Origin of the sequence: Pseudovibrio sp. Ad37 (genome assembly GCF_001623075.1) — a bacterium.
Classification (GTDB): domain Bacteria; phylum Pseudomonadota; class Alphaproteobacteria; order Rhizobiales; family Stappiaceae; genus Pseudovibrio.
In genome coordinates this window covers 34,305-58,783 of record NZ_LMCF01000079.1, presented here as the reverse complement: position 1 = coordinate 58,783, position 24,479 = coordinate 34,305, and the positions used below count along the sequence as shown (strand labels likewise).

Below are 24,479 nucleotides of genomic sequence, written 5' to 3'. Positions count from 1 at the left end.
GTTCGCCATGAACAAAACCTTAGTTTACACTCAGGCAAACAATCGTCCTTTGTCTGCGCCTCCGACACCTTTACAAAGGGCTGAGCATGCCACTGCAAGTGCGTTCTTAAATTCGCTCTTGCGCGAATGGTCAGGCTGGTCATTTCTATCACATGAGCAAAAAGAGCTTTTATGTTTTGGTGAGGACACAGTTTGTCTTCCTCTGCAAAACAATGATCGCTTGTTGCTGCAAGTCCCTCACCATACAGCCGCTCGATATGAAATACAGCTGCCTTTTTACCTCTGGAACAGCGAAGGGCATTGCAAGCCTGTCAGCCTCATGAGTACGCTGACTACACTTATTACAGATAGTACAATCAGCGGTGAGCACAGCGAAAAACAGTTTACGCTTTTATCGAGGGTGTTAGATAGCCATCAGGCTCAGATGCGAGCTTATGAGCTGGACGCTAACAATACTTCTCATCCTGCAGAGAACTGGAGGTTTCAGGAAGCTGAGCAGGCGCTTATTTCCGGCCACCCGACCCATCCAAACCCGCGTAGCAGAGACGAGCTGACCAAAGACGATGCCTTGTTGTTATCGCCTGAATTAAAGGGGCAATTTCCTTTATTCTGGGTTTTGGCAGATCGTTCGATCCTAGTTTCAGGTTCTGGTGTGCAAAGAACTGCTTTTGACATGTGCTTGGAGCTTGCCAAGAGCGATAAAACTTTGCCGGAAACACTGCGGACTAAAGTTGACAAGGGTTACGTGCCCATTGCCTGGCACCCATGGCAGGCAGAACGTTTATTGGCTCGTCCTGAAGTTATCCGATGGATACAAGAGGGGTTTCTTAAACCTTATGGGTCAGTTGGCAAGCCTTTTGCGGCAACCGCATCAATGCGCGGAGTACACGCCTTTGAAGCGCCATACATGCTTAAGTTTTCACTTTCCATGCGGCTGACAAATTCAAAAAGAGTACTGGCTCGCAAGGAAGTTGAACGCGGTGTGCAGATGGCAGAACTGCTCTCAGGTGCCTTGGGGGACAAGCTGGCAAATGATTTCCCAAATCTGACCATCCTTACTGAGCCCGGATATGTTGCTCTTCAAGATGAAGACGGCTGCGCACTGGAGGATAGTTTTGTAGTCTTGCGGGACAATCCGTTCCATGAACCGACACAAACCGGCCCCGCCATGCTCGCCAGTTTATGTGAACCCCAACTTGGTGCTCCATCCCCACTTGGTGACTTAATTTATAGGCAGGCGGCACAAAAAGGGCTCTTCCCTCAGGGATTGGCAGAACGCTGGCTGGATGCATTCATGCAAGTGGCTATCCTGCCTCTGCTTGATATTCGCGCCAGACATGGTCTGCTGTTCGGCTCTCATCAGCAAAATATGATGATTGCACTGAAAGATGGCATGCCCGCTCATCTTTATGTCAGGGATTGTCAGGGGACAGGTCACTTAACGACCCATCATGATGTCCTATCTGCATACGTACCTGACATTGGCAAAAATGCCGAAAATGTGGTCCCCCCGGAAATTGGTGATGAGCTTCTTTGCTATTACGTGATTGTCAATAACCTACTCCATACCGTGAGCACTCTGGTGATTGATGGCTTGATGGACGAGGCGCGCGCCTATGACACGCTCCGCAGAAGATTTAAAGCTACAGCTCAAAGTACGACCGGCGATCCAGCCTTTTATGACTATCTGCTGACCTCTCCAACATTGGTCAGTAAGGGTAACTATCGCACTAGCCTTAGCAACGTAAACGAAGCATCAGGCGACGGAGCTGGCCAGCTCGCAACATTCTTCAAAATAGCCAACCCATTTAGTAACAAGAGAAATAACGATGACATTGCATAGGATGCCTATTGGCTCATCACTTTCGATTGCCCATGAAACGCATGATGGCTCCTCTGATTGCAGATTTGCTCGCGTTGTTACATCCGGAGATTGGAGTAATGGACAGCTAACCGTGTTGCGAGACACCAAAGCTTTTGCTTGTGCTCATCTGGAGAATGCGACAGAGGCAAACCTTAGTTTTTCATTCTATTTGGAAGGTTCTGAAGAAGAAAAACTTGAGGCAGTATTGCTGAGTCTGGAGGCATGCTTTTCGGCGCATCCAGAGATAGAAACTTTGAAAGTCAGCCTTCCTGCAGATACTATTGATCCGCGAGACCTGCCATTTCTTGCGGTAGCAAATGGGCAGTATCAAGTGTATCGCTCCGGCTTCTATCAAAACCCACAGCTCTGGCTCCTTCACAGATCCACAGGTCGTCTTCGCACCGGTTTGGTCGAAGGGCCAGATGGTCGGGATCATCCATTAAGACCACCACATCCAACCGGGCTGTGCTACGAGCGTTATGACCCCGTTGCTGACGTTGTCGTATCGTTTCGTGCCGTTGACATCGACCGTGATCTGGACAGGTTTCATCGCTGGATGAACGATGGCCGTGTCGCATATTTCTGGGAGCTGGCAAAATCTAAAGATGAGCTGAAGGCATACCTGGAAACATTCCAGGCCAAACCCCACACCTATCCACTAATTGGTTGTTTTAATGGTGAGGAAGCAGGCTACTTCGAAACTTACTGGGTGCGAGAGGACCGTCTTGGCCCTTATTACGCCTCGCAAAGTTACGACAGAGGCTGGCATGGCCTGATTGGCGAACGCAGGCACCTAGGCAAAGTGAAAACCGGCGCTTGGTTGCGCGGGCTGACACACTATCTTTTCTTGGACAGCCCGTTGACTGATAACATAATGGGTGAGCCTCGGGTGGATAACGCCAAACTGCTCTCCTACGCAGATTCTCTTGCCTATGAAAAACTCACGGAATTCGATTTCCCGCATAAACGCTCGGCACTCATGTGCTGTCGGCGGGAGCGTTTTTTTGAGGAGGTTCGTTTATGATCCTCGACAAACAGCATTGCAGCACAATGGTGACGGACACTACGACACCCTCGCCCTTGTGGCCAAAAGCCTGCCAGACAGCGCTCGCAAAGTTGCTTAGTGAACTAACTTATGAAGAAGTTTTAGACCCCACTTGTATTGGCGGCGAAACTTTTGAGCTACGCCTTGCCTCAGGTGTGCTCTACACGTTTCAGGCGCAAACCATGATCTGGGGGAATCTCTGGATGGATGCAGGCAGTATCACCCGGGCTCCCGCATTGGCACTGCCATTGTCTCCTCTTCAATTCTCAGTGGATGCACAGGCCGAACTTGGAATGAGACCGGAAACACTGGCCACCTTTCTGCGTGAAATGTCCAACACTCTGCGTCAGGATTTATTTCTGACGCAATCCTGCGAAGGTTATGATGCTGAAGCGCTCCTCCAGATGCAACCATATGAGTTACACGCGCTGCTGGAAGGCCACCCAAAAGCCGTAGCGAATAAAGGGCGCCTTGGCTGGGGAGCAGAGGATGTCGCCCGCTTTGCGCCGGAGAGCCAACAACCGATCGAGTTATTATGGCTTGCTGCTCGCCGTGAGCATTGCGAGATCAGTGATAGCGATATCCATACAGAAAAAAGCTTTCTAAAAGACGCCTTAGGCGCAACTGAAATGACGCATCTAATGGACACTCTGAAAAACAAAGGAGGTACCTTAGAAAGCTACTGTCTCGTTCCTGTACACCCCTGGCAATGGGATCACGTGCTCCAACAAACGTACATCAATGATCTACAAACAGCAGATCTGATCATGCTCGGTAGTTTTGGCGGACGTTATGTCTCTGGCCCATCTTTGCGGACACTCACCAGTCTGGGTCGTCCTGAAAGCCCGGATGTAAAGGTTGCTCTGACGATCCTGAACACTTCCGCTTGGCGAGGAATTCCTGGAAAATACATCGCTCATGGATCTGACTTGTCTGAGTGGTTAGATGGCATCGTTCAAGCAGATGATCACTTGAAGAATAAGGTTAGCATTCTAAAAGAACTGCGCGGTGTATGGTATCGCCATCCGTTTTACCAGCAGCTTCGCGATATTCCCTATCAGCATAATGAAACTCTGGGTGTAATCTGGCGGGAACCTGCAGACTACAAAGTGGGACCAAATCGCAGAGCTTATCTTTACGCTGCCTTGTTGCACAAAGATGGTTCAGGCGTTCCCCTGGCTGCTCATCTCGCGCAAAATGCAGATCTTGATTTAACGGATTGGCTGCAAAAGTTGTTTGAAGTTACCGTTGTGCCACTTTATCACATGCTCTGCGTATATGGGCTTGGTTTTATTGCTCACGGACAGAATATAACAGTTGTCCTAGAAGACAACGTACCTGTCGGTATGGCAATCAAGGATTTGCAAGGAGATGTCGATCTCGTAAATGAGATTTACCCTGAACAGTGCGATCTAACTGACGAACTGCGCGCATTACTACCAGCAAAGCCGCCAGCTTACATTGTACATGATATTCAGACTGCTCATTTCGTCACGGTGCTTAGATTTCTTTCATCTTCGCTGGCACAAGCTCGGCAGATGACAGAGACATGTTTCTACCAAATTCTTGCAGATACGCTGAAGAGCTATATTGCCGCTAACCCGGAATATAGTGCACGCTTTAAGACATTTGAGCTGTTTGCGCCGACCATTCCCAGAGTGTGTATCAACAAAGTACGCTTTGAGATTGGATATGGTGACAGCGCTGAACGTCCGTTGCCTGCGCTTGGTATGGATTTGAGAAATTCCCTACTCTGCTAAGAAGAAAAGGCAGCTCTGCGATCTGATAGAGCTGCCTCTCTGCCTAATCTCTGACAATGAAAAAATCTGCTAGAACCCAACAAGATAACTGTTGTGGTGAGTTGATCTTTGCTGATCATAACAACCTGTTCTCACCGCCTGAACACCGTTCTTCTCAGCAATCAAACATTAGCAAACTCGATCAGAGGAGAGCTGCAATCAACGAAATTGTCGTCTCGCAGAAAACATCTCTCACAAATCAGGCTTGCGTAGTCATCACTTGCTCTTCCAAAACAGCACGAAGTTGTTGTGTTGCCTCCCACATATCTGCGTGTGAATGATAGAGTGGTGACAGGCCAAATCTCACTGCATTCGGGGAACGGAAAGAAGAGGTTATGTTTTTCTTCTTAAGCGCTTCAACGATTTTGCTCCCATCTCCCGGAATGCAAACGCATACATGTCCGCCGCGTTCATCATAATTCTCTGGGGACGCAAGTTCGACACCAAGATCACCGCATTGTTCTTTGATAAGCGTAACAAACGTTTCGCTTAGAGAGCGATGCTTGGCCCACACCTGATGTGGGTCCACCGAATTCCAGATCTCTGCTGCACACCAAAAAATCTCATTTGCAATCACCTGCGGAGATCCGGTCATGTGGCGCAGAACACCTTCAGCTGGTTCAAACTGCTCAGAAAATGAAAATATACTTGCATGACCAATCCAACCAGAGATCTCCGGCCAAATCTTATTCTGATGCTTTTTGTTGATGTATAACCATGCAGGACCACCAGGACCGCCACACAAATACTTATACCCACATCCAACCGCGAAATCTGTTTGTGTACCCTCAACATCCAGCGGAATAGCACCCGCAGAATGAGAAAGATCCCAAAGTGTTAATGCACCCACAGAACGGGCTTTGGCGTTGATTTGCTCTATATTGAAACGGCGACCAGAGCGGTAATCCACTTGAGACAGATAAACGACCGCAACATCCTCAGTGATGGCTTTCAGAATGTCTTCTTCAGGATTGGCATAGACGACTTTCAGCTGGTCACTGTGTGCGTTTTCAAGGCCTTGCGCTACGTGAAGATTGGTAGGGAATGTGGTCTTCTCGCTCAAAATCACTTGGCGATCCGGATTAAGCTTCAGCGCATCCGTCAGCAACTTGAACAGGTTTAGCGTGGTATTGTCATAGGCAAGCGTATCTTCTGGGGCAGCACCAATTAAACGGCTTATCGCAGCACCAATTTGCATAGGCCGGGCCATCCAGTTGGCCGCTGCCCAACTTGCACTGCGTTCATCAGCCCATTCACTTTGAAACACCTGCGCAAGGTGCGCCGGAACTGACTTTGGCATAGATCCAAGAGAGTTCGCGTCTAAATGTATGACGCCAGGCCGTTCTTCAAACAAATCCTTACAGTGTTTAAGCGGATCATTATCGTCAAGCGCTATAATATCTTGATAATTCACTGAATTTCCAATCTTCACAATAGGATGTATGGAGGCAGCGAAGCCGTTTAAGAGGTAACGTCGTGAAGCTTGGTCTCAAAGCCTCCCGGCAACGAGACTTCCAAAATCTCGAGATCATCAGAACCATTCAGCAGAGATGTTTTCATCGTTGGCGGTATGACAAACGCATCTCCAGCTTTCAATTGATGGGCTTTGCCCTCTTCATTGACCAGCGTAACGCTGCCTTCCATGACAAAGGAGAACAAGATATCCGAGGTGTGGCTGGTAACAGCCCCAGTTGGCCCCGTCGTTGCACGGGCAACTTGCACATTGGCAACCTGTTTTGTTGCTAAGCCGATGCCTGTATCTCTGCATTCAAAGCCATCAAGGCGATGGGGCTCCCATATGGCGCTATCTAATTGATGATGAACAAATTTTTGCCCCTGAAACTCACGCTCTGGATTGACGGTTCCATTCGGTAAGTCCATCTCGTGATCAATGCTGGTGATATGTTCTGCCGGAACGCCAATTTCAATTACTTCGAGCTCACCAGAAGACTCCAGTACGCGATGCCGGATCTCTGGAGGTTGGATAACACAGTCGCCAGCTTTGAGGATAAATGGCTCACCTTGATCTTCATAAACAAGCCGGACCCAGCCGCGATAGCAAAATATCAATTGAAACCCAACGGTGTGATAATGCACCATATCCGGAACAGGACCTGCATCTGGAATGCGGATGTGAGAGGCAATAATAATGCCACCCAGACGATCCGGGATCAGATCACGATACTGCATACCAGCGCGACCAATCACCCAAGGATCATTGTCAATCATATGCCTGACTATGAAAGAGTGTTGAGTTTTGGGCATTTCCAGTGGTGGTGAGGCGTCAACTATCTCAATCTTAGTGCCATTTGGCGCGATTAGTTCGGTTTGCCCTTCAGCAAAATCAGCAGGCTCTTTGCACAATAAACGCAGTGTTCCTGGTTGTTCTGATGCACCTTTTTCCAGGCGTACCCGAAGACCGTGACCGGACATCACCGCAATAGCAGGATTATCAGCTGGGAAAATCATATCCAGCTTCATACCGAGGATCTTGCTGAAAAACGGCAAGTCCTCCTTTAGATCGTTGGTTGGCAACCGTATTTCAGCAGATGCAATATGATCTGCCTTGGTTTCTAATTGTGCCACTTGACGTCCCTCCCAGAATTTCAAATGTGATAAATAAAATTGAACGCGTGGTGCTTATTCACCCTCACTTTTGAGGTGTGTGGCATCAATCGTCGCGATTACCAAAATACGCGCCGGAGTATCGCCTGCACAAACGTAAGCATGCTTCATTGAGCTATCGAAATAGATGGAGTCTTCAGCCTCCAGGAGCAGAGGGCCATAGTGTTCTGAATGCAAATGCAAGTTTCCCTCCAGCACAATCAAAAACTCTTCACCCGGATGAGCATGTAATCCGCCAACCTCTTCCAGAGTTCGCCCTGCTACAATATCAATGGCTGGGTTCATCATTTTGTTGGTGATGTCGTTACTCAACACCTGCGCACTATAGCGTTCTGTCTCCAGAAAAACGCCCTGCCCTTTGCGCGTGATACTGCGAATACCACTGCGAGCCGGACTTGCCGGGTTTTCAAAAAATGCAGACATATCTACATTGAGAGCTTGCGACAAAACATAAAGATTAGCAGCACTCATCAGCGTTTGATCATTCTCCACTCGGGACAATGTCGCCTCTGAAATCCCAGTCTGTATTGAGAGCTCACTGAGTGATAACTGCAATGCTTTGCGGAAGGTTTTCACACGCTCGCCAATGTGCAGTTTCTCTTGCCTCTTTGCGTTCGTAGGCTTCCGAGAGATCGCTGCCGTATTACTTGTTTCACGTCGCAAAATAGATAACGCCTCGCTCATTTTGATTACTTGTTTGTTCGTGCATATAAGTGTTGTGCCACACAATAGAATGACTAATTTCATTAGTGCAAGAGAATTTCATAATTGAAATATGAAATAGTATTTGGCTCAGAGGTCAGAACAAGTGAGTGACTTCTGATGATATTTCCCTACCATCAAAACAGGAAAACAGCTGTCTGTGAGGACACTTGCACTTCTGGAGAGGTGATTGACAGCATCTTGCGCATATGCAAGTGTTTTTACGTATTACGCCGTTTGTAGCAGTAAGAATCTCCGATATTGGAGGAGATAGCTGAAATCAATGAGGCCAAAGCCTTCCGACGGTGCAATGCAATGGGAGGGATTTATGAATAAGACTCTTTTGATGCTGACGACAGCAGCATGCATAACATTTGCAGGTTTGGCTGGGGCCGAAGATATTAAAGTTGGGGCATTGATGGGCGTGACGGGGCCTCTTGCCAACTTTATTCCACCAATCCTCAACGGGGCAAAACTGGCAGAGGCGGACGTGAACAAAGGCGGCGGTTTGTTGGATGGGCAAACCATGAAGCTTGTTGTTGCGGACAGTCAAGCATCTGCACAGCCATCGGTTGATGCTGCAGGTAAACTGGTAAACATTGAGAACGTTGTTGCGATCATGGGGGCACTGTCTTCTGGCGCCACCATCGCTGCGGCAAATGCGGTTGCTATTCCAAACGGCGTGCTTCAGGTTTCTCCAACAGCGACAGCACCAAGCATGACCAATTTGGAAGACAACGACTATGTCTACCGCATTGTTCCAAGCGACAACTATCAAGGTAAAGTGCTGGCGCGTGCAGTTCTGGAAGAAGGCTTTAAAAAGGTTGCAATTACATATGTTAACAATGACTACGGCGTCGGCATAGGTAACACTTTTAAGGTTGAATACGAGAAGTTGGGAGGGGTAGTCACCAAATTCTCCAAGCATGAAGACAAGAAAAACTCATACCGTGGTGAGTTGGCGACCTTGGCATCCAGCAGTGCTGATGCACTTGTCGTCATTGCTTATGCAGCTGGCAGTGGCGCGAAGATCGTCAAGCAATCATTGGAAAATGGCTTCTTCGAGAAGTTCATTGGTACAGACGGTCTACGGGATGACATCTTAATTCAGCAAATTGGTGCAGAAGCTCTTGCCAGTTCCTTCTTTACCTCACCAAGTTCCCCGAGCTCAAATGCAGCTACAGAAGCGTTCCATGCTCGGTTTGACGAGACATTTGGCGGCGGATCTGACAAGCCATTTGTTGATCAGGCCTATGACGCTACCATGTTGATTGCGTTGGCAATTCAACAAGCAGGTTCAACCGATCGCGCCGCCGTAAAAAATGCACTTCGTTCGGTTGCCAATGCACCAGGTGAGATTGTTGGTCCGGGTGAATGGGCGAAAGCCCGTGAATTGATCTCTGCGGGCAAAGACATCAATTACGAGGGCGTTTCTGGGGCCCACGAGTTTGATGAGAATGGAGATGTAGCGGGTTATATCGGCAAGTATATCGTCGAAGGCGACAGCTACAAGCAAACCAAAATCTTCAATTAGTTCAGACCTCTACCACAAGAGGTTGAATTTCACCGAGTAATGACCGGGCTCTTCTAGGCCTGGTCATGTTGGACCGAGTCATGATGGTGCAGTCAATGAGATTTTGGGAATACAAATGATCCAGCTTGAGAATGTATCAAAACGATTTGGTGGATTAACTGCCGTTCACAACTGCTCATTTTCAATTCCGACGGGCCAAATTACGGGAGTCATCGGGCCGAATGGCGCGGGTAAGACTACTGTTTTCAATATGATAGCTGGCCTACTTCAGCCAAGCAGCGGCCAAATTTTTCTTGATGGAGAAGACATTACTTCCTTGCCAGCACACAAACGTCAGAGCAAAGGGCTTTATCGGACTTTCCAACTAGCACACGAATTCTCACGTATGACTGTGGTTGAGAACCTGATGGTCGCAGCGGATAGCTCCATCGGAGAGAATGTGTTCAATGCAATTTTCCGCCCCTCCATCTTTCAAAAGCAAGAGCATGCGGCATACGATAAAGCTATGGAAACACTGCGCTTTCTGGAGATTGAGAAACTGCAAGATGAACTAGCAGGAAACCTTTCTGGTGGACAAAAGAAGCTGCTCGAACTTGGCAGAACCTTGATGCAGACACCAAAAGTCATCTTGCTGGATGAAATCGGCGCAGGCGTAAACCGCAGCCTACTTAGTAAGATCGCTGTGAAGATCCAACAGCTGAATGACGATTTCGGCTACACCTTCTGCCTGATTGAACATGATCTGGATTACGTCTCGCGGCTTTGCGACGAGGTTGTCGTACTGGCACAGGCCACTGTTTTAACAACAGGAACCATCGAGAAAATTAAGCGTGATGAGCGCGTGGTAGAGGCCTACTTCGGTGGCGGCAAATATGAGGGTGCCCATGCCTGATCCGATTTTGAGCATCCAGAATCTAACTGCAGGCTATGGTGCAACGCCTATAATTCATTGCGTTGATTTGTGCGTTCATTTGAAAGGAATAGTGGTAATTGTGGGACCAAATGGGGCTGGCAAGTCCACTTTGTTAAAATCAGTCTTCGCACTCAATAAGTATTTTTCTGGCTCCGTAGAGTTCATGGGGCAATCGATTGTTGGCGTTAAAACTGCGGACCTCGTTCCCATGGGCATTTCTGCCGTTCCGCAAACCAGCAATGTATTTGCAAACTTGACAGTGCGTGAAAACTTGCAGGTGGGAACGTATGCAGCACCACCGAAAAATCCAGCTGCGACATTGGATATGATCCTCACACTGTTTCCAGACCTTCGAGAAAAACTGAACCAGCCAGCGGGGCAGCTCTCTGGTGGCCAACGACAAATGGTTGCCATCGGAAGAGCGATGATGAGCGATCCAAAGCTGTTGCTGTTGGATGAACCGACAGCTGGGTTGTCGCCTGCTTATCTGGAACGGATCTTTGATCTGATCCAGCAAATTCGCGAAGCCGGCATCTCTGTGTTGCTGGTTGAGCAAAACGCAAAACAAGCCCTGCGCATCGCTGATATGGGATATGTGCTGGTGAACGGCAAGAACGGATATACGGATACGGGCAAAAACCTTCTGGCCAATGATGAGGTGCGGCATGCATTTCTCGGCGGGGGGCTGCCAGCATGATTGATTTCATCAACTATTACCTCATACCGGGCATAACTCTTGGCAGCATTTATGCATTAGGCGCTGTCGGGATTTCGATGATTTTTGGCATTCTGCGCTTTGCACACTTTGCTCATGGCGACTTGATGACAACTGGCGCTTACATCGCACTAACTGCTGTTTGGACACTTGGTGTTCCAGCACTTGCCGCTATTCCGATTGCCGTTGTCGGGACGGCTCTGGTGGCAGTGCTTTTGGATAAGGCCTTCTATAAACCACTGAGAGATCTACCGAGCATCTACACTGTCATCGCATCCTTTGGGGTTGCTCTTATTTTACGTTCAGCCATCCAGTTATTGTGGGGCACGGACTCTCAAGTCTATGTGGTCGGCTTTCAAAAACCGCTGGTCTTTTTTGATAGTTTCCGCATCGCTCTCCGCCATATGCAAATCATCGCGTTTACAGTCGTTATTGCCATCACGCTGCATTTCTTCCTCTCGTATTCTAAAACGGGAAAGTCCATGCGAGCGGTTGCAGATGACCCAGAACTGGCAAGGATTGCCGGACTGGATACGGAAAAAATCATTCGATGGACTTGGCTAATTGGAGGTGGCCTTGCTGCCATTGGTGGTGTGTTTGTGGGGTTGGATACGGACATCCATACAAATCTGGGTTGGAACTTACTGTTACCTATGTTTGCAGCAGCTTTGTTGGGCGGAATTGGCCGCCCCTTAGGAGCTATGCTGGGAGGCTTGATAATCGGCGTTGCAGAAGAAATTTGTACGTTTCCAATCATGGAAATAGAGATCATCTCGCCCAGTTATAAGAGCGCAATTGCCTTTATCATCATGTTGGCGCTGTTGTTGTTCCGTCCGCAAGGCCTACTAAAAGGAAGGGTACTTTGATGGAACTCACAGGGTTGTTCTTCTATTTCGTTTCCTTCCTCACCATGGCTGGCATTTATGCTGTAATTTGCCTGGCGCTTAACATCCAATGGGGGTTTGGCGGCCTGTTTAATGCCGGGATTGCTGGCTTTTACGCTATCGGCGCATACTCAGCGGCTATTATCACTTCCACGGCAGCGTCAAACAATGTTGGGGGATTACAGCAGCCCATTTTTGTAGGCATGGCCGTTGCAGCTGTCATTGCAGGTCTTGTCGGCTGGGGCATTGCACGGCTTTGCGTTTCTCTCAAAAGCGATTACCTCGCCATGGCAACAATTGGAATTGCAGAGATCATCCGACTTGTCATCGTAAATGAGGAGTGGTTGACCAACGGGAGTTTGGGAGTTTCCAACATCCCGCGTCCCTTTGAAGGGGTGTTCAAAGGGCAAACAGCCGAAATCGTCTTTGTTCTTTTCGTTTGGATAATTGTATTGCTGACTTATTTCATTTCTCAGCGCCTCCACAAAAGTCCGTGGGGCCGGGTTTTGCGAGCAATCCGCGATAATGAAGATGCAGCAGAATCCATCGGCAAGGACACTCACTCTTTCCGCACGCAAACGTTTGTAATCGGGGCAATCTTTATGGCGTTGGCAGGAGCGCTGAGTGCGCACTACTTCAAATATTTCAGCCCCGACGCAACTGAGCCAATTCTGATAACATTTCTTGCTTGGGTGATGTTGATTGCCGGAGGAAGTGGAAACAACAAAGGGGCCATTGCAGGGGCACTGGTCGTTTGGGCGATCTGGTCAATGACAGAGATCCTAACAGGCTTCCTCCCCTCTGAGTGGGCAACCCGATCCTCCTACATGCGCATGCTGCTTATTGGCCTATTCCTGCAGTTCGTTCTGCAACGATATCGCTCCGGCTTGCTACCAGAAAGAGCGCCAAAACTGGACAAGTTGAGACGCTCTTAGCTTGCTGGAGGTCGAAATTCTTAGAAAACGTGGTATCAACGCGACAGTCAATCACCAGCAGCATCCAATGCTGGTGATCAACGGCAGCACTTCAGGAAAATGTTGACTTAACAGCCAAAAGCCAGAGAGCAAATTCCACATCATAGTTAAACTGTCCGCAATCAAATGAAGTTTGACAAGATTGGCATTCAAATAACAGGGTGTTCGACGTTTATTCATTTGCCTGTGTTATCGAATCTAACTATCTTGTTAGAAATAGGTCTCAGCCCACATCACCTTTTCAAGGCTCTCGTGATAGCGATGATTGTTATTGTAGTCGACCAAGAGACCAATCTATCCACTAGGACATAAGCCGCCAGATACTCGAATCTGGCAAACACATTTATTCAGAAAAGCTGTCTGTTCTTTCTTTGAAGGAAGGACAGGCCCTGCTTAAGCTTGTTGAGCAAAAAGGACTTCGTATTGGCTCCGCACCAGATACATTCCTTGGCGGATCCCATCAGCGATGTCGCAGCCTGTTCGATAGTGGCGCGATTGGTAATGTTGGGGGTGGGACGTGTCACACCATGAGCCGTGGCATGGAGCACTGGCATCCAAATCCCGCATTTTTCTTTAAGGATGGTGGTGGATCAATTCTTGATCTGGGTCCGTACTACCTCACGAACCTCATTCAGTTGCTTGGGCCTGTAAAAGCCGTTTCTGCTTTGACATCCATTCCATCCCCAAAGCGAACCATCACGTCTGCATAACGTTACGGAGAGACAATATCCGTTGAAACTGAGACCACTGTTCATGCCCTGCTCAAGTTCTATAGCGATGCTGTAATTACATTTGGTTCGAGCTGGGATGTGAAAGATCATAGCTATAACCACATGGAGCTATATGGCGAAACTGGCACGCTGTATGGACCTGATCCAAACTTCTTTGGTGGTGAGGTAAGCGTTACAGATGAAAGTGGTACATCGGTAGAGCTTCCAGCCAGGCAACATCCATTTGGAGAGCCCAATCAGCAAAACGATAGCATGGGCGCTATGGCAAATTACCGAGCTGCAGGCCTCTCCGATATGGCGATGGGAATTCTTGAAGACCGCCCACATCGCTGCAATCAGGCGCTGGCACTCCATGTCGCAGACATCATGTTCTCAATTCTAGCCTCTGGCCGCGAACGACGGTTTGTAGAATTGGCAACAACCTGCAACCGTCCCTATGCGTTTTTGAAAGAAGATGCGGAGCAGATGTTGCTGAGCTCATAAAAAGATTTGGTTACTGAGTAATTTCAGAAAGTTAACTCCACCGAAACACTTATTCCCGGCGTGTATCAACGGCATCATCTGAGGTAGGGGAATAAATTATTTCTATCCCCTTTCGCGGTTTGAAAGCTGAACTGGATGTTTGCCCGAGTTATCCAACAGAAAACGGTCTATCGTTGACGTGTTACCAGAGTTACTTTCGCAAGCTGTATAGATTTAGAAGCGCAGTCTCAACGCTAATAACGCAAACCAACACACATAGCAGCACAACGTTGTTCCGGCTACGCATAAGGCCAATCGAGCTAAGCAATACCCCTGAACCACTTTTATTTTCCGCCTGCAGGCGAGCTGAATTAGTCATGTAATGCCTCTACTAAGTAAGATCGTAGCCGCCTTTACTTGTGATAAACTAAGATATGAAGCCTCTTTCATTGACTTCACTTAACTTGAATGCAGTTGTTTCAATTCGCTTACCTAAGTAGTCCTGAGCGGATGATACACCCGAGAGTGCAACGCCGTACTCTGCCAGTTCCCAATAAGGTTCTTGAGTGGCTTCATAGTTCAGGTGTTGATCGACAAAGTCCTCTATGAGTGTTGTTTTGCCGCTGCCGTGGGTTCCGGTGATTGCTATCCTCATGCTGTCCCCTGAAGATATAACGCCTCTCTCCGCGCTCAGAGTGAGGCGTTTGATTGTCTGATTGTTCTCTACTGGTGCTCGGCTCTAAGCGTTGCGTTTCAGCTCCAGCCAGATGTGGGGGATGTTGCGGCCATCGTCTTTGTGCTGGACGAAGGTTGTTCTTGAAGCCTCTTCGAAGCCGTCACCGTAATACTCTGCGATCTCTTCATCCGTCAGTGGCCATGGCGGGCCTGAGCGGTCGCCGGTGCCATCATAGTCCCGCCCGAGGATAATCAGCGTGCCGCCGGGTGCAACGAGGCTTTTGAGTGGCTTCACCACGTTACCGCGCATTTCAATACCGATGGCCTGCAGGGTAAAGCATTCGTAGACTAGATCGAACTTGCCAACCCAATCTGCTGGCGGGTTGAACAGGTCTGCACAACGGAACTCGATTTCACCGGATGGGAAGCGCTTGTGCGCCCACTCGATTGCTGTGGACGCCACGTCGAAGGCGGAGGTTTTCCAACCAGCCTCATGCAAAGCATTGGCGTTATCGCCCAGCCCGCAGCCCACATCCAGCGCGGTGCGCCCCTCACCCTTGTTGTGTTCCAGCCATTCCACCAATGGCGCTTTTGGCTTCAGCTCGGCCCACGGGATCTCGTTGGTGTCGCCATCGGCAGTGGTGTAGACCTGCTCAAACCAGCTTTTGCGGTTTTCCCAGCCACCACCATTTGCACCTTCCAACGTATCCAAACGCGCGCGTAGTTGTTTGCGATGGTCTATGTCGTCAGTGGTCATGCTTTCCGGTCCCATCCGCCATTGTCGGTCTGCGCCCAGTATGTGAGTTCGTGGTCACCGTTTTTGACCTCGAGCCAGCGCTGCCGGGCTTCTTGCAAGGCATCCTGATCGTTGCCGTCGAACATATAAACGACGCGCTTGTACTGCGCCGGATCTGGCAGCGGCGCGCGGTCCACCAGAAAGCGGACGATCGCCTCATTGGGATTGTCGTTTTCCGTTGTCAGGTAGATGGGTTGAAATTCCGGATGGCCTTCCTTTTTGGTGCCATGAGGCAGGAAACCATCGTCAGAATAGGTCCAGAGGTAAGAATCAATGGCATCGCACCGTGCTTCCGTTCCAAACTGGATGGTCACAACCCATTCTCTCTCCAAGCATTTTTCAAGGAGAGTGGGCAAGGCCCGTTCCAGCGGAAATTTAGAGAGCTGGTAGAACAGCACTTCACTCATATTCTGGTTTCCCGTTTATCCGGCAGGCTTTTTGCGTCCTGCAGCCCGATACGCCGTGTGTCGCATGCTCCATCAGGCTGCGCATGGAATATGTAAAGCCCAAATCACTGTGTTTCTCAATTGACCACATTTTATCCTAAAAATTGTCGTGAATGATCCCAATTACATCGGGATACTCATAGGAATCGTTGATAAACCCAACCCAGACGCTTTAAAGGGCTGGACTTGACCGCATTCCTGAGGAATTTCAGTGTGGCGTTAAGCTTAGCGAAACCGACACAGAATTATTGAGGGTGAAATGCTCTCATCTCTGTGGTGTTGTAGGTCCGCAGGTATTGTAGATTTAGGAAACGACCAAATGGCAGCCCGTATCGTATTGTTCTTTGCCCTAGTATCCGGTCTTGTTGGCGTAACTGCTGCAGTGGGTGCAATGCTTCCAGAAGCCTCCAGCTCCTGTACTCATTATCAGACCTGCTGATTGACTGGAAAGCTAACTTACTCTTTCAAATAGAACATTTTCTTTGCAAAATAGCGCTTAGCGCGTTTACATCTTTTAAAAGTATGAATGCCCCTCTTCTGTTTGAAGTGGGGCTCTTTTTTTTGGCAGCGATCAGGATCGATGATCCCGCTATTGAGATAAACAGCAAAAAGGCCAGTCACAGAAATTGTAACTGGCCTTTTTTCGTTTAATTCAGCGCAGGCATTTTGTTGCCCGATGCAAGGCTTAGCCTTCGTAATGATCTTTGATCATGCGGTTTAGTGCGCGAACGCCGAAACCGGATGCCCAGCCCTGAGAAATTGCGTTTTTCTTGGAGCCCATTGCAGTGCCGGCCACGTCGATGTGTGCCCACTTAGCCTCATTGGTGTGACGCTGCAGATAAACAGCTGCAGTGCTTGCACCACCCCAACGGCTGCCGCCGGTGTTACGCATATCTGCATTTGGAGTGTCGACCATCTTGTCGTACTCATCACCCAGAGGCAGACGCCACATTTTTTCTGCAGTGGTTTCACCAGCTTCGCAGATCTGCGCTGCCAGCTCATCATCAGCAGAGAAGACACCTGCGCGATGGCCGCCCAGAGCAACCAGACAAGCGCCTGTCAGGGTTGCAAGGTCTACCATGAACTTCGGCTCAAAACGGCTTTGTGTGTACCAAAGCGCATCACCCAGCACCAAGCGGCCTTCCGCATCGGTGTTGAGGATCTCAACGGTCTGACCAGACATGGTTTTGACGATATCGCCCGGACGGATCGCGTTGCCATCCGGCATGTTTTCCACCAGACCCAGCACGCAGATTGCATTGACTGCAGCTTTACGGCCAGCAAGAGCTTTCATGAGACCGATGACAGCTGCTGCGCCGCCCATGTCGCCCTTCATGTCTTCCATGCCAGCGCCCGGTTTCAGGGAAATGCCACCTGTATCAAACACAACGCCTTTACCGACGAATGCGATTGGTGTTTCGCCTTCCTTGCCGCCATTCCATTTCATGACAGCCAAACGAGAAGGACGAACTGACCCCTGACCAACGGCCAGTAGTGCATTCATGCCCAGTTCCTGCATCTCTGCTTCGTCGAGGATTTCAACTTCGACGCCGAATTCAGAGAGCTGCTGTGCTTTCGCAACGAACTCAACCGGGCCAAGCGTATTGGCAGGCTCATCAACAAGAGTACGTGCGAGAAGTGTGCCTTCTGCCACAGCCTCAGCTTCTGCCCAAAGTGGCTCAACTGCTGCTGCATCCTGCACCTTTAGCGTGATTTCGCAGGCTTTGTCGCCGTCTGCTTCTTTCTTAACAGTGCGGTAGGTGTCGAACTTGTAGCCACGCAGCAAAGCGCCCTGCGCAAAATCTGCTGCCTGCTGAGCTGTTGCTGCTGCTGGGAAGGTCACTTCTGCATCTTCTGCTTTGAGCGCTAGCAATTTGCCCGCAACTTCACCGCCCAGATTAACCCAGTCCTGCTCTTTCAGATCGTCAACTTTGCCAAGGCCTGCAACGATCAAACGGTCTGCATCCATACCTTCTGGAGCGAGCAAGTGCATGATGCCGGACTTCTTACCTGTGAAATCAGCAGTTTTTGCAGCGCGCTCAACAGTTTTTCCAGCAGAGCCCATCACACCCTCAGCTTCTGCTGCAAAGCTGAGTTCTTCACCTGCAAAGACGACCTGAACGGGTGCTGTTGCATCAGAATACTGCGCGATCTTAATGGATGTGAATTGCGTCATTATGTCGTTTCTTTCCTCGGGATGACCTGCGATAGGCAATTTCTAGCAGAATATGCTAGCGACCACAGGCGGACGCGTGGTCCAGCTACTCTTAAAATTCATGGCAGAACATGGCGCGATAATGGTCCCGTTTCAAGGCTATGTGAAGAAACTTGCGAGTTTATTCATTAAAAGATCCGGTGATCCGGCTTTCTGCCGTATTCCGTGTTATTGAGTGGGCTTGAATCATTTTGCGGCTTGGCCTCTCCCATAACAAACAAGAAAAGGTTCTGTTGCACGGCACAATGAAAACTATTGAACGCTACATCGTCAAACGCAGCTTTACCGCCTTTATTGTGACACTGGCCGCCATGACTGGCGTCGTCTGGTCCACCCAAGCGCTGCGCCAACTGGATCTGGTTACTTCAAAAGGCCAGACCCTTCTGCAGTTTGGTTACATTACAGCACTGGCTTTGCCTTTCCTCATCCTGATCGTTGCTCCCTTCGCAATGATGCTGGCGTTTATAATCGTGCTTAACAGCATGTCCCGCGACAGTGAGCTTATCGTCATCAACGCTTCGGGCGCTTCCAAGTCGCTTGTTCTTCAGCCGATCATGGTATTTTCGCTTACGATCACGGCCCTGATGTACTTCCTGTCCATGTATCTGTCCCCGACAGGCTTGGCGGAACTGCGTAGTGAGCTGACACGTGTGCGTGTTGATCTGGTCGCCAACATCATCAAGCCCGGGCGTTTCATTCCGATTGAAGAGAATCTAACCTTCCATATCCGTAACAGAAGCGGCGATGGGGTCCTTGAAGGCCTTTTGCTGGATGATGCCCGCGATCCGGAGACCTCATTTACCTACACGGCTGAAACTGGGCGAATTATCGAGGCTGCGGACAAAACTCTGCTTGTCATGATTGATGGGACGATCCAACGCCGCCCGAAAGGTGGGCAGGATATGTCCATCGTCAGCTTTGAGAGTTATGGCTTCGATTTGTCTTCGATGATTCCCGAAGCTCGGGAGCCAACATTCAAGGCAAGTGAGCGCCCGACCTTCGAATTGCTGAGTGCAAGCCCTGATGATTCTTACGCTGCAAAGCATTGGGACAAGCTAGTTGTGGAATTCCACGACCGTTTAAGTGTCCCGCTTTACCCCATTGCCTTTGGCCTGATCATCTATGCTTTCCTGGGTTCACCCAAGACCACTCGTCAGGACCAAGGCCTTGCAATAACAACAACAATTGCAGTTGCGACCCTGCTCAGAACAGCAGGTTTTGGCGCAACGCTCATCGTGAGTTCAGCTCCAGATATGTTCCCATTGCTCTACGCAATCCCAATAATCGCAATTGCGCTTGCTGCGTGGTCCATTAGCCTGAACAGAAGACCTTGGTTTGTTCAGCGTCTGGTCGATGGAACACAAAGCCTCTTTAATGGCATTGGTCGTGTGTTCTCCAAATTGGTAGGCCGCAAGAACCAAGGGACAGCAGGACTGTAATGACCGGAAGAACGCTTAGTCTTTACATATCCAAACGGTTTTTGAAGTCGATTCTGGCCCTCTTTCTATTTGCCGCCGTTTTGATCTTGCTGTTTGACGTGCTTGAGCTTGTTCGCCGTGGCGGCGATCGTGAAGGTTTCTCCCTTCTGCGCATTGCTGCAATCTCTGCCTTGCGTGTCCCACTTCTGCTTGAACAGGTTATTCCGTTTGCCGTCCTTTTTGGCTCCATCTGGGCGTTTGTCACGCTCTCCAGAAGCCTTGAACTCGTAGTTGCACGAGCAGCTGGTATTTCGGTCTGGCAGTTTACTGCCCCTGCTCTTCTGACTGGCCTGTTCATCGGTATTGCTGCTGTGATTGGCTATAATCCTGGCGCGGTTTATCTGCAGCAGAAGTCCGATGAAGTGGCCGAAGGCTTGTTCAGTGTGGAGCAAACCTATTTGCTGGAAGGATCTGGAGAGGTTTGGCTCCGGCAGAACGGCACCGATGGTGAATCAGTTCTTCACGCACGCCATACCAGCGGGCAAGGCGCGACACTCAATGGCGTCACGATCTTCTCTTTTGATCGCCAAGGCCAGTTTTCAGAGAGAATCGAAGCACGGCGAGCCATCCTAGCTGAGGGCATGTGGCGCCTCACTGATGCAGTTGTCTATGCTGTCGACACTGATCCACAGCATTATGGGAACTACTCTGTCAGCACTTTTTTGACCCCAACGGAGGTCAAGGAGAGCATAGGGTCGCCGGAATCTATTAGTTTTTGGAGTCTTCCACGCTTTATTGAGTTATCCCAAAGGGCTGGACTACCCGCGTATAGGTATTCTTTACAATATCAGACTCTTCTAGCCAAACCCCTGTTACTTGTGGCAATGATTGTCATTGCTGCTGCTGTTTCGCTACGTGTATCGCGTTTTGGGGGGATTGGCCGCTTGATCGTTTGGGGCATTGTTGCTGGTTTCGTGCTTTATGCCGTTTCCGAAATCTCGAAGGATCTGGGCGGTGCTGGAATCGTTCCCACAACGGTTGCAGCATGGGCACCTGGCGTATTTGGGGTTCTTATGGGTTTTACTATTCTGTTGAATCAGGAGGATGGTTGATGGGTTCGGCCTTGATCCTGAAACAGAAAATCAAGCGAGTTGGTGCTGGCTGCGTATCGCCAGAATACCTTCGCACTGTCTCTGCAGTCGCTCTGCTGTGCGGCGCTGGCCTTGCTGTCCTCAGCGCGCCTGCAGTTGCGCAGATCGACCTTTCACAGTCTGCCCAGCAGGCTGTTGACACATCTCAGCCAATGTTGCTTGAAGCGAAAGAGCTTCGCTATGATTTTGACAATGACGTCATTATCGCGACGGGTAGTGTTGAGATCTACTTTGACAACTACACATTGCTCGCAGATCGTGTGACTTACAATCGTAAGGACGGCAAATTTTCTGCGCACGGCAATGTGGAAATGACAGAGCCTGATGGCAATCTCATTCTTGCAGACAATCTGACTTTGAGTGATGATTTCTCGGAGGGCTTCGTCAATGCTTTGCAAATTGACACTCCTCAGTTTACGCATTTCGTTGCCGAGAGCGCTGAGCGCTCTAATGACAACGTCACCACACTGAGGAATGGCACTTACTCTGTCTATAAGAAGGCTCCCAAGCCTCCGTTATGGCGGATCAAGTCAACAACAATCATTCACAATCAGCAAAAGCAGCGCATCTATTTTGAGGGTGCTTCTATTGAGCTGTTCGGGAACACGATTGCCAAAATCCCTTACTTCTCAATCGCAGATCCATCAGTCGGCCGTAAATCTGGCTTCCTACTTCCGCGCTTTGTTACCAAGAATCGCCTCGGTTTTGGTGCCGCGATTCCATATTATTGGTCCCTTTCGCCAACATACGATCTAACCGTGACACTCACGCCGCTCACGCAGCAGGGTGTATTGGGCCAGCTGGATTGGCGGCAACAGTTTGATACTGGTTCCTACAATGTTTCACTTGGCGGGATCTCTCAGGCAGACCCAAGTGCCTTTAATGGCTCCAGCGGCGATGTACGTGGTCGCTTTATTGTCAACACAGACGGAAGCTTTGATCTGAGTCAACGCTGGGAAGCCGGTTGGGACATTACTTATGCAACAGACCGGGCATTCCGCGAGGACTATGGGTTTGCACGATTTGGTAGCGCTCAGGAAGTTTCCAAGCTTTTCTTGAATGGTCAAACAAAGCGGAATCTCTTTGACGCAAATGCATATGCCTTCCAGATTTCGCAGGAAGACAACCCAAGCCCAACGCAGCCGATGAATCCGATTGGGCCATTCTCTCAGGTCAATGCAGACCTTCAAGAGAAGCAGCCTTTTGTTCATCCTGTCATAGACAATGCCATTTATTTTGAGAAGTCTGTCGTTGGTGGACAACTAAACTACGATGGCAACCTCACAAGTCTGACGCGCCAGACAACTGACGCCTTCTCTGTGAATGGCCAGAACCGCTTCCGTGGTGTTGAAGGTACGTTTAGTCGTCTAAGCGCAAATCTGACTTGGCAGCGCACACTTATCGATCCGATTGGTCAGGTGTTCACACCGTTTGCCTATGCAAAGACCAACCTGTATTTCCTCGCGAACGCAGATGATAATGTGACAGCTCTTTCAGATGAGTCCATTGTCTTCCGCGGAATGCCTGCGATTGGTTTGGAATACCGTTATCCGTTCCTTGCAACATTTAACGGTGGCAATCAGGTTATCGAACCGATCGCACAGATCATTGTTCGTCCAAACGAGGCGGAGATTGGGGAACTGCCAAACGAAGATGCGCAGTCCATCGTGTTTGATGCTTCCACGCTGTTTGAGTGGGATAAGTTCTCAGGCTTCGATCGTAACGAGGGTGGTACTCGTGCAAACTTAGGTTTGCAGTACAAGCTGCAGTTTGACAAAGGCTCGTTTATCAGCGGTTTGTTTGGTCGCTCCTTCCAACTTGCCGGCCAGAACTCCTATTCAGTTCCAGGCATTCTCGATTCAACAGGCGACTCCGGCTTGCAGACTGCAGGGTCTGATTATGTGACGAGCCTTTATTTCGATGCCAATACTGGCTTTCGTGTGGGTGGTAACGCACGCTTTAGCGAACATGACTTTGGTGTAGAACGTGCGGAAGTCAGCGCAAGTGGTCGTTATGGTCCAGCTTCGACAGTTCTGTCCTATGCCTATTTGGCGGAGCGTCCAGACGCTGGGATTGATGAACAGCGCTCTGAGCTTGTTGGTGCCTTGAATCTGAACTTGCAGGAAAACTGGCGTGTCTTCGGTTCACTGCGTTATGACATGATCAACGAAAACATTGTTCAGGACACTGTTGGTCTTGGTTATGACGACGAAGGCTTCTCCGCTTCACTCTCCTATGGTGAAGACAGAAGCCGGAACAATGGTGAGCCCGTAGAACGGATCTTCTTCTTCCGATTCGGCCTCAGAACTATTGGTGATACCAGCCTTTCGACCTCAACTTCTGACTCATCCCCAAATGATTGAGTAAGTAGATAAGCTTAAACCTCTGGCTGTGCACAGGAAATAGCCAGAGGCATGACAGAATGTCGCCTACATTTGTTATTATTAGTTTGAATAAATTTTTCCGGGCTGCACCCTTCTAATTTGAGTCAAGCTGTGCCAAATATGCACCAGTGCTATCTAGGGAGCGTCCATTGAGGGCAATCGCCTTTGGGACGGAGAGCTTAACAAAATGAAACTTACTCGCTTCTGTGCTTCGCTTGTTGTTGCTGCCAGCATGCTGGCGCCACTTGGTCCGATGCTTACTTCTGCCGAAGCCGCAAGTAAAATCGTTGCTGTCGTCAATGGCCGTCCGATTACCAGTTATGAACTGCAACAGCGGTCTAAGCTTATCACGCTCACCACACGGGCACCGTCCAGTGTTGCCAAAAGAAAAGCTAAGGATGAGCTGATTGATGAAGCGCTGAAGCTTGAAGAAGCAAAGCGGGTCGGAGTTTCAATCGCTGACAAGAAAGTCGATGATGCTTTTGCAACAATCGCGCAGCGCGTTAAACTCTCGCCTTCTCAATTCAAGCAAGCGCTTTCTCAAAGCGGCGTGAATCCGCGCACATTAAAAAATCGCCTACGCGCTGAAATTTCCTGGTCTGAAGTCGTCATGCAGCGATTTCGCGCGACCGTTCGGATTAATGAATCAGACGTGATTGCTGCTCTTCAGGGCAAAGAAAACAAAGATGACAATGGCGCAACCAGCGTTGAATACGATCTGCAACGCATCATTTTTGTCGTCCCGAAGAAGTCCAGCAAGTCCTTCAAAAACAAGCGCGTCACTGAAATGAAGAAGCTTCGAGCCCGCTTCACTTCGTGTGAAGAAGGAACGCGTATTGCATCAGGTTTGAATGAAGTCATCGTGCGTCCAATCGGCAAACGCCTTGAAACTGATCTGCCAGCAGCCTTCGTGCAAAAGCTGAATAAAATCTCTATTGGCCGTGTCACAGCGCCTACCCCTGTAGACTCCGGATTTGAGATGATTGCTCTTTGTGGTAAAGAGACAATCAACAGTGATGCGACTGCGCGAAGCACTATCGAGGGCGAGTTGCGGAATAAAAAAGGGCAACAGCTTTCTCGCCGTTACCTTCGTGACCTGCGCTCCAATGCTGTAATCGAGCAGCGCTGATCGCCTGATCAGCAGCG

Annotated in this window: 21 protein-coding genes; 14 read left to right on the top strand and 7 right to left on the bottom strand. The window is 49.4% G+C overall.

Annotated features, from left to right (window positions below; genetic code table 11):
• Positions 1-7 precede the first annotated feature (7 nt).
• From PsAD37_RS13225 to PsAD37_RS13215, 3 genes are read left to right on the top strand one after another with little or no spacing between them, the layout of a single operon-like run.
• Positions 8-1,843 (top strand): IucA/IucC family siderophore biosynthesis protein, encoded by a 1,836-nt coding sequence (locus tag PsAD37_RS13225; RefSeq protein WP_084407770.1) that lies wholly within the window; start codon positions 8-10, stop codon positions 1,841-1,843.
• On the top strand, positions 1,830-2,888 hold the full coding sequence (locus PsAD37_RS13220; protein ID WP_084407768.1) for a GNAT family N-acetyltransferase: 1,059 nt from the start codon (positions 1,830-1,832) through the stop codon (positions 2,886-2,888). The genes PsAD37_RS13225 and PsAD37_RS13220 overlap by 14 nt, the downstream gene beginning before the upstream one ends.
• The gene (locus tag PsAD37_RS13215; RefSeq protein ID WP_063296538.1) at positions 2,885-4,669 is read left to right on the top strand and encodes an IucA/IucC family siderophore biosynthesis protein; all 1,785 of its coding nucleotides are present in this window, start codon (positions 2,885-2,887) and stop codon (positions 4,667-4,669) included. Before PsAD37_RS13220 ends, PsAD37_RS13215 begins: the two co-directional genes overlap by 4 nt.
• A gap of 238 nt (positions 4,670-4,907) precedes the next feature.
• Here PsAD37_RS13215 and PsAD37_RS13210 read toward each other — a convergent pair whose 3' ends face one another.
• The 3 genes from PsAD37_RS13210 to PsAD37_RS13200 are packed head-to-tail and all read right to left on the bottom strand — an operon-like array spanning position 4,908 to position 8,017.
• Positions 4,908-6,122 (bottom strand): aminotransferase class V-fold PLP-dependent enzyme, encoded by a 1,215-nt coding sequence (locus PsAD37_RS13210; RefSeq protein ID WP_063296537.1) that lies wholly within the window; start codon positions 6,120-6,122, stop codon positions 4,908-4,910.
• Between the two features lie 47 nt (positions 6,123-6,169).
• Positions 6,170-7,294 carry a cupin domain-containing protein gene (locus PsAD37_RS13205; RefSeq protein ID WP_063296536.1) on the bottom strand — a complete coding sequence of 375 codons (1,125 nt, stop codon included), beginning with the start codon at positions 7,292-7,294 and terminating at the stop codon, positions 6,170-6,172.
• A 54-nt stretch (positions 7,295-7,348) separates the two neighbouring features.
• A complete protein-coding gene (locus tag PsAD37_RS13200) occupies positions 7,349-8,017 on the bottom strand; it encodes a helix-turn-helix domain-containing protein (protein ID WP_063296535.1) in 669 nt (222 codons plus the stop codon).
• A gap of 346 nt (positions 8,018-8,363) precedes the next feature.
• Between PsAD37_RS13200 and PsAD37_RS13195 the strand changes: the two genes are divergently transcribed.
• The 7 genes from PsAD37_RS13195 to PsAD37_RS13165 all read left to right on the top strand — a co-directional run bounded on the left by PsAD37_RS13195 (position 8,364) and on the right by PsAD37_RS13165 (position 14,269).
• Positions 8,364-9,569, top strand: a complete 1,206-nt coding sequence (locus PsAD37_RS13195) for an ABC transporter substrate-binding protein (protein ID WP_063296534.1) — start codon at positions 8,364-8,366, stop codon at positions 9,567-9,569.
• 115 nt (positions 9,570-9,684) lie between these two features.
• Positions 9,685-10,461 (top strand): ABC transporter ATP-binding protein, encoded by a 777-nt coding sequence (locus PsAD37_RS13190; protein ID WP_063296533.1) that lies wholly within the window; start codon positions 9,685-9,687, stop codon positions 10,459-10,461.
• Entirely contained in the window at positions 10,442-11,179 is a 738-nt protein-coding gene (locus tag PsAD37_RS13185; protein ID WP_342633581.1) for an ABC transporter ATP-binding protein, read from the top strand. Before PsAD37_RS13190 ends, PsAD37_RS13185 begins: the two co-directional genes overlap by 20 nt.
• Positions 11,176-12,063 carry a branched-chain amino acid ABC transporter permease gene (locus PsAD37_RS13180; RefSeq protein ID WP_063296531.1) on the top strand — a complete coding sequence of 296 codons (888 nt, stop codon included), beginning with the start codon at positions 11,176-11,178 and terminating at the stop codon, positions 12,061-12,063. Before PsAD37_RS13185 ends, PsAD37_RS13180 begins: the two co-directional genes overlap by 4 nt.
• Positions 12,063-13,016 carry a branched-chain amino acid ABC transporter permease gene (locus PsAD37_RS13175; protein ID WP_063296530.1) on the top strand — a complete coding sequence of 318 codons (954 nt, stop codon included), beginning with the start codon at positions 12,063-12,065 and terminating at the stop codon, positions 13,014-13,016. Before PsAD37_RS13180 ends, PsAD37_RS13175 begins: the two co-directional genes overlap by 1 nt.
• Before the next feature lie 410 nt (positions 13,017-13,426).
• Positions 13,427-13,765, top strand: a complete 339-nt coding sequence (locus PsAD37_RS13170; protein WP_063296529.1) for a hypothetical protein — start codon at positions 13,427-13,429, stop codon at positions 13,763-13,765.
• 99 nt (positions 13,766-13,864) lie between these two features.
• On the top strand, positions 13,865-14,269 hold the full coding sequence (locus PsAD37_RS13165) for a hypothetical protein (protein ID WP_153039741.1): 405 nt from the start codon (positions 13,865-13,867) through the stop codon (positions 14,267-14,269).
• A 406-nt stretch (positions 14,270-14,675) separates the two neighbouring features.
• On the opposite strand, the gene PsAD37_RS13160 is transcribed toward PsAD37_RS13165, so the two are convergent.
• From PsAD37_RS13160 to PsAD37_RS13145, 4 genes are all read right to left on the bottom strand, one after another.
• The gene (locus tag PsAD37_RS13160; RefSeq protein ID WP_063296527.1) at positions 14,676-14,903 is read right to left on the bottom strand and encodes a EutP/PduV family microcompartment system protein; all 228 of its coding nucleotides are present in this window, start codon (positions 14,901-14,903) and stop codon (positions 14,676-14,678) included.
• Positions 14,904-14,987: 84 nt separating this feature from the next.
• Positions 14,988-15,680 (bottom strand): bifunctional 2-polyprenyl-6-hydroxyphenol methylase/3-demethylubiquinol 3-O-methyltransferase UbiG, encoded by a 693-nt coding sequence (locus PsAD37_RS13155; protein ID WP_063296526.1) that lies wholly within the window; start codon positions 15,678-15,680, stop codon positions 14,988-14,990.
• Positions 15,677-16,126, bottom strand: coding sequence for a DNA polymerase III subunit chi (locus PsAD37_RS13150; RefSeq protein WP_063288455.1), 450 nt, complete (start codon positions 16,124-16,126; stop codon positions 15,677-15,679). The genes PsAD37_RS13155 and PsAD37_RS13150 overlap by 4 nt, the downstream gene beginning before the upstream one ends.
• A 724-nt stretch (positions 16,127-16,850) precedes the next feature.
• Entirely contained in the window at positions 16,851-18,341 is a 1,491-nt protein-coding gene (locus tag PsAD37_RS13145) for a leucyl aminopeptidase (protein WP_063296525.1), read from the bottom strand.
• Positions 18,342-18,625: 284 nt separating this feature from the next.
• On the opposite strand from PsAD37_RS13145, the gene lptF reads away from it, so the two are divergent.
• The 4 genes from lptF to PsAD37_RS13125 all read left to right on the top strand — a co-directional run bounded on the left by lptF (position 18,626) and on the right by PsAD37_RS13125 (position 24,462).
• Positions 18,626-19,819: an LPS export ABC transporter permease LptF gene (lptF, locus tag PsAD37_RS13140; protein WP_208991860.1), complete on the top strand. Its 1,194-nt coding sequence runs from the start codon at positions 18,626-18,628 to the stop codon at positions 19,817-19,819.
• Positions 19,819-20,910 carry an LPS export ABC transporter permease LptG gene (gene lptG / locus PsAD37_RS13135; RefSeq protein WP_063296523.1) on the top strand — a complete coding sequence of 364 codons (1,092 nt, stop codon included), beginning with the start codon at positions 19,819-19,821 and terminating at the stop codon, positions 20,908-20,910. Before lptF ends, lptG begins: the two co-directional genes overlap by 1 nt.
• On the top strand, positions 20,910-23,312 hold the full coding sequence (locus PsAD37_RS13130) for an LPS-assembly protein LptD (RefSeq protein WP_063296522.1): 2,403 nt from the start codon (positions 20,910-20,912) through the stop codon (positions 23,310-23,312). The genes lptG and PsAD37_RS13130 overlap by 1 nt, the downstream gene beginning before the upstream one ends.
• Before the next feature lie 208 nt (positions 23,313-23,520).
• Positions 23,521-24,462: a SurA N-terminal domain-containing protein gene (locus PsAD37_RS13125; RefSeq protein WP_063291857.1), complete on the top strand. Its 942-nt coding sequence runs from the start codon at positions 23,521-23,523 to the stop codon at positions 24,460-24,462.
• The last annotated feature ends 17 nt before the right edge of the window (positions 24,463-24,479 follow it).

Bases quoted from the DNA above. Each gene is read 5' to 3' on its own strand.
- PsAD37_RS13225 (WP_084407770.1), top strand. From the start codon at position 8: ATGAACAAAACCTTAGTTTACACTCAGGCAAACAATCGTCCTTTGTCT.
- PsAD37_RS13220 (WP_084407768.1), top strand. From the start codon at position 1,830: ATGACATTGCATAGGATGCCTATTGGCTCATCACTTTCGATTGCCCAT.
- PsAD37_RS13215 (WP_063296538.1), top strand. From the start codon at position 2,885: ATGATCCTCGACAAACAGCATTGCAGCACAATGGTGACGGACACTACG.
- PsAD37_RS13200 (WP_063296535.1), bottom strand. From the start codon at position 8,017: ATGAGCGAGGCGTTATCTATTTTGCGACGTGAAACAAGTAATACGGCA.
- PsAD37_RS13195 (WP_063296534.1), top strand. From the start codon at position 8,364: ATGAATAAGACTCTTTTGATGCTGACGACAGCAGCATGCATAACATTT.
- PsAD37_RS13190 (WP_063296533.1), top strand. From the start codon at position 9,685: ATGATCCAGCTTGAGAATGTATCAAAACGATTTGGTGGATTAACTGCC.
- PsAD37_RS13185 (WP_342633581.1), top strand. From the start codon at position 10,442: ATGAGGGTGCCCATGCCTGATCCGATTTTGAGCATCCAGAATCTAACT.
- PsAD37_RS13180 (WP_063296531.1), top strand. From the start codon at position 11,176: ATGATTGATTTCATCAACTATTACCTCATACCGGGCATAACTCTTGGC.
- PsAD37_RS13175 (WP_063296530.1), top strand. From the start codon at position 12,063: ATGGAACTCACAGGGTTGTTCTTCTATTTCGTTTCCTTCCTCACCATG.
- PsAD37_RS13160 (WP_063296527.1), bottom strand. From the start codon at position 14,903: ATGAGGATAGCAATCACCGGAACCCACGGCAGCGGCAAAACAACACTC.
- PsAD37_RS13155 (WP_063296526.1), bottom strand. From the start codon at position 15,680: ATGACCACTGACGACATAGACCATCGCAAACAACTACGCGCGCGTTTG.
- PsAD37_RS13150 (WP_063288455.1), bottom strand. From the start codon at position 16,126: ATGAGTGAAGTGCTGTTCTACCAGCTCTCTAAATTTCCGCTGGAACGG.
- PsAD37_RS13145 (WP_063296525.1), bottom strand. From the start codon at position 18,341: ATGACGCAATTCACATCCATTAAGATCGCGCAGTATTCTGATGCAACA.
- lptF (WP_208991860.1), top strand. From the start codon at position 18,626: ATGAAAACTATTGAACGCTACATCGTCAAACGCAGCTTTACCGCCTTT.
- lptG (WP_063296523.1), top strand. From the start codon at position 19,819: ATGACCGGAAGAACGCTTAGTCTTTACATATCCAAACGGTTTTTGAAG.
- PsAD37_RS13130 (WP_063296522.1), top strand. From the start codon at position 20,910: ATGGGTTCGGCCTTGATCCTGAAACAGAAAATCAAGCGAGTTGGTGCT.
- PsAD37_RS13125 (WP_063291857.1), top strand. From the start codon at position 23,521: ATGAAACTTACTCGCTTCTGTGCTTCGCTTGTTGTTGCTGCCAGCATG.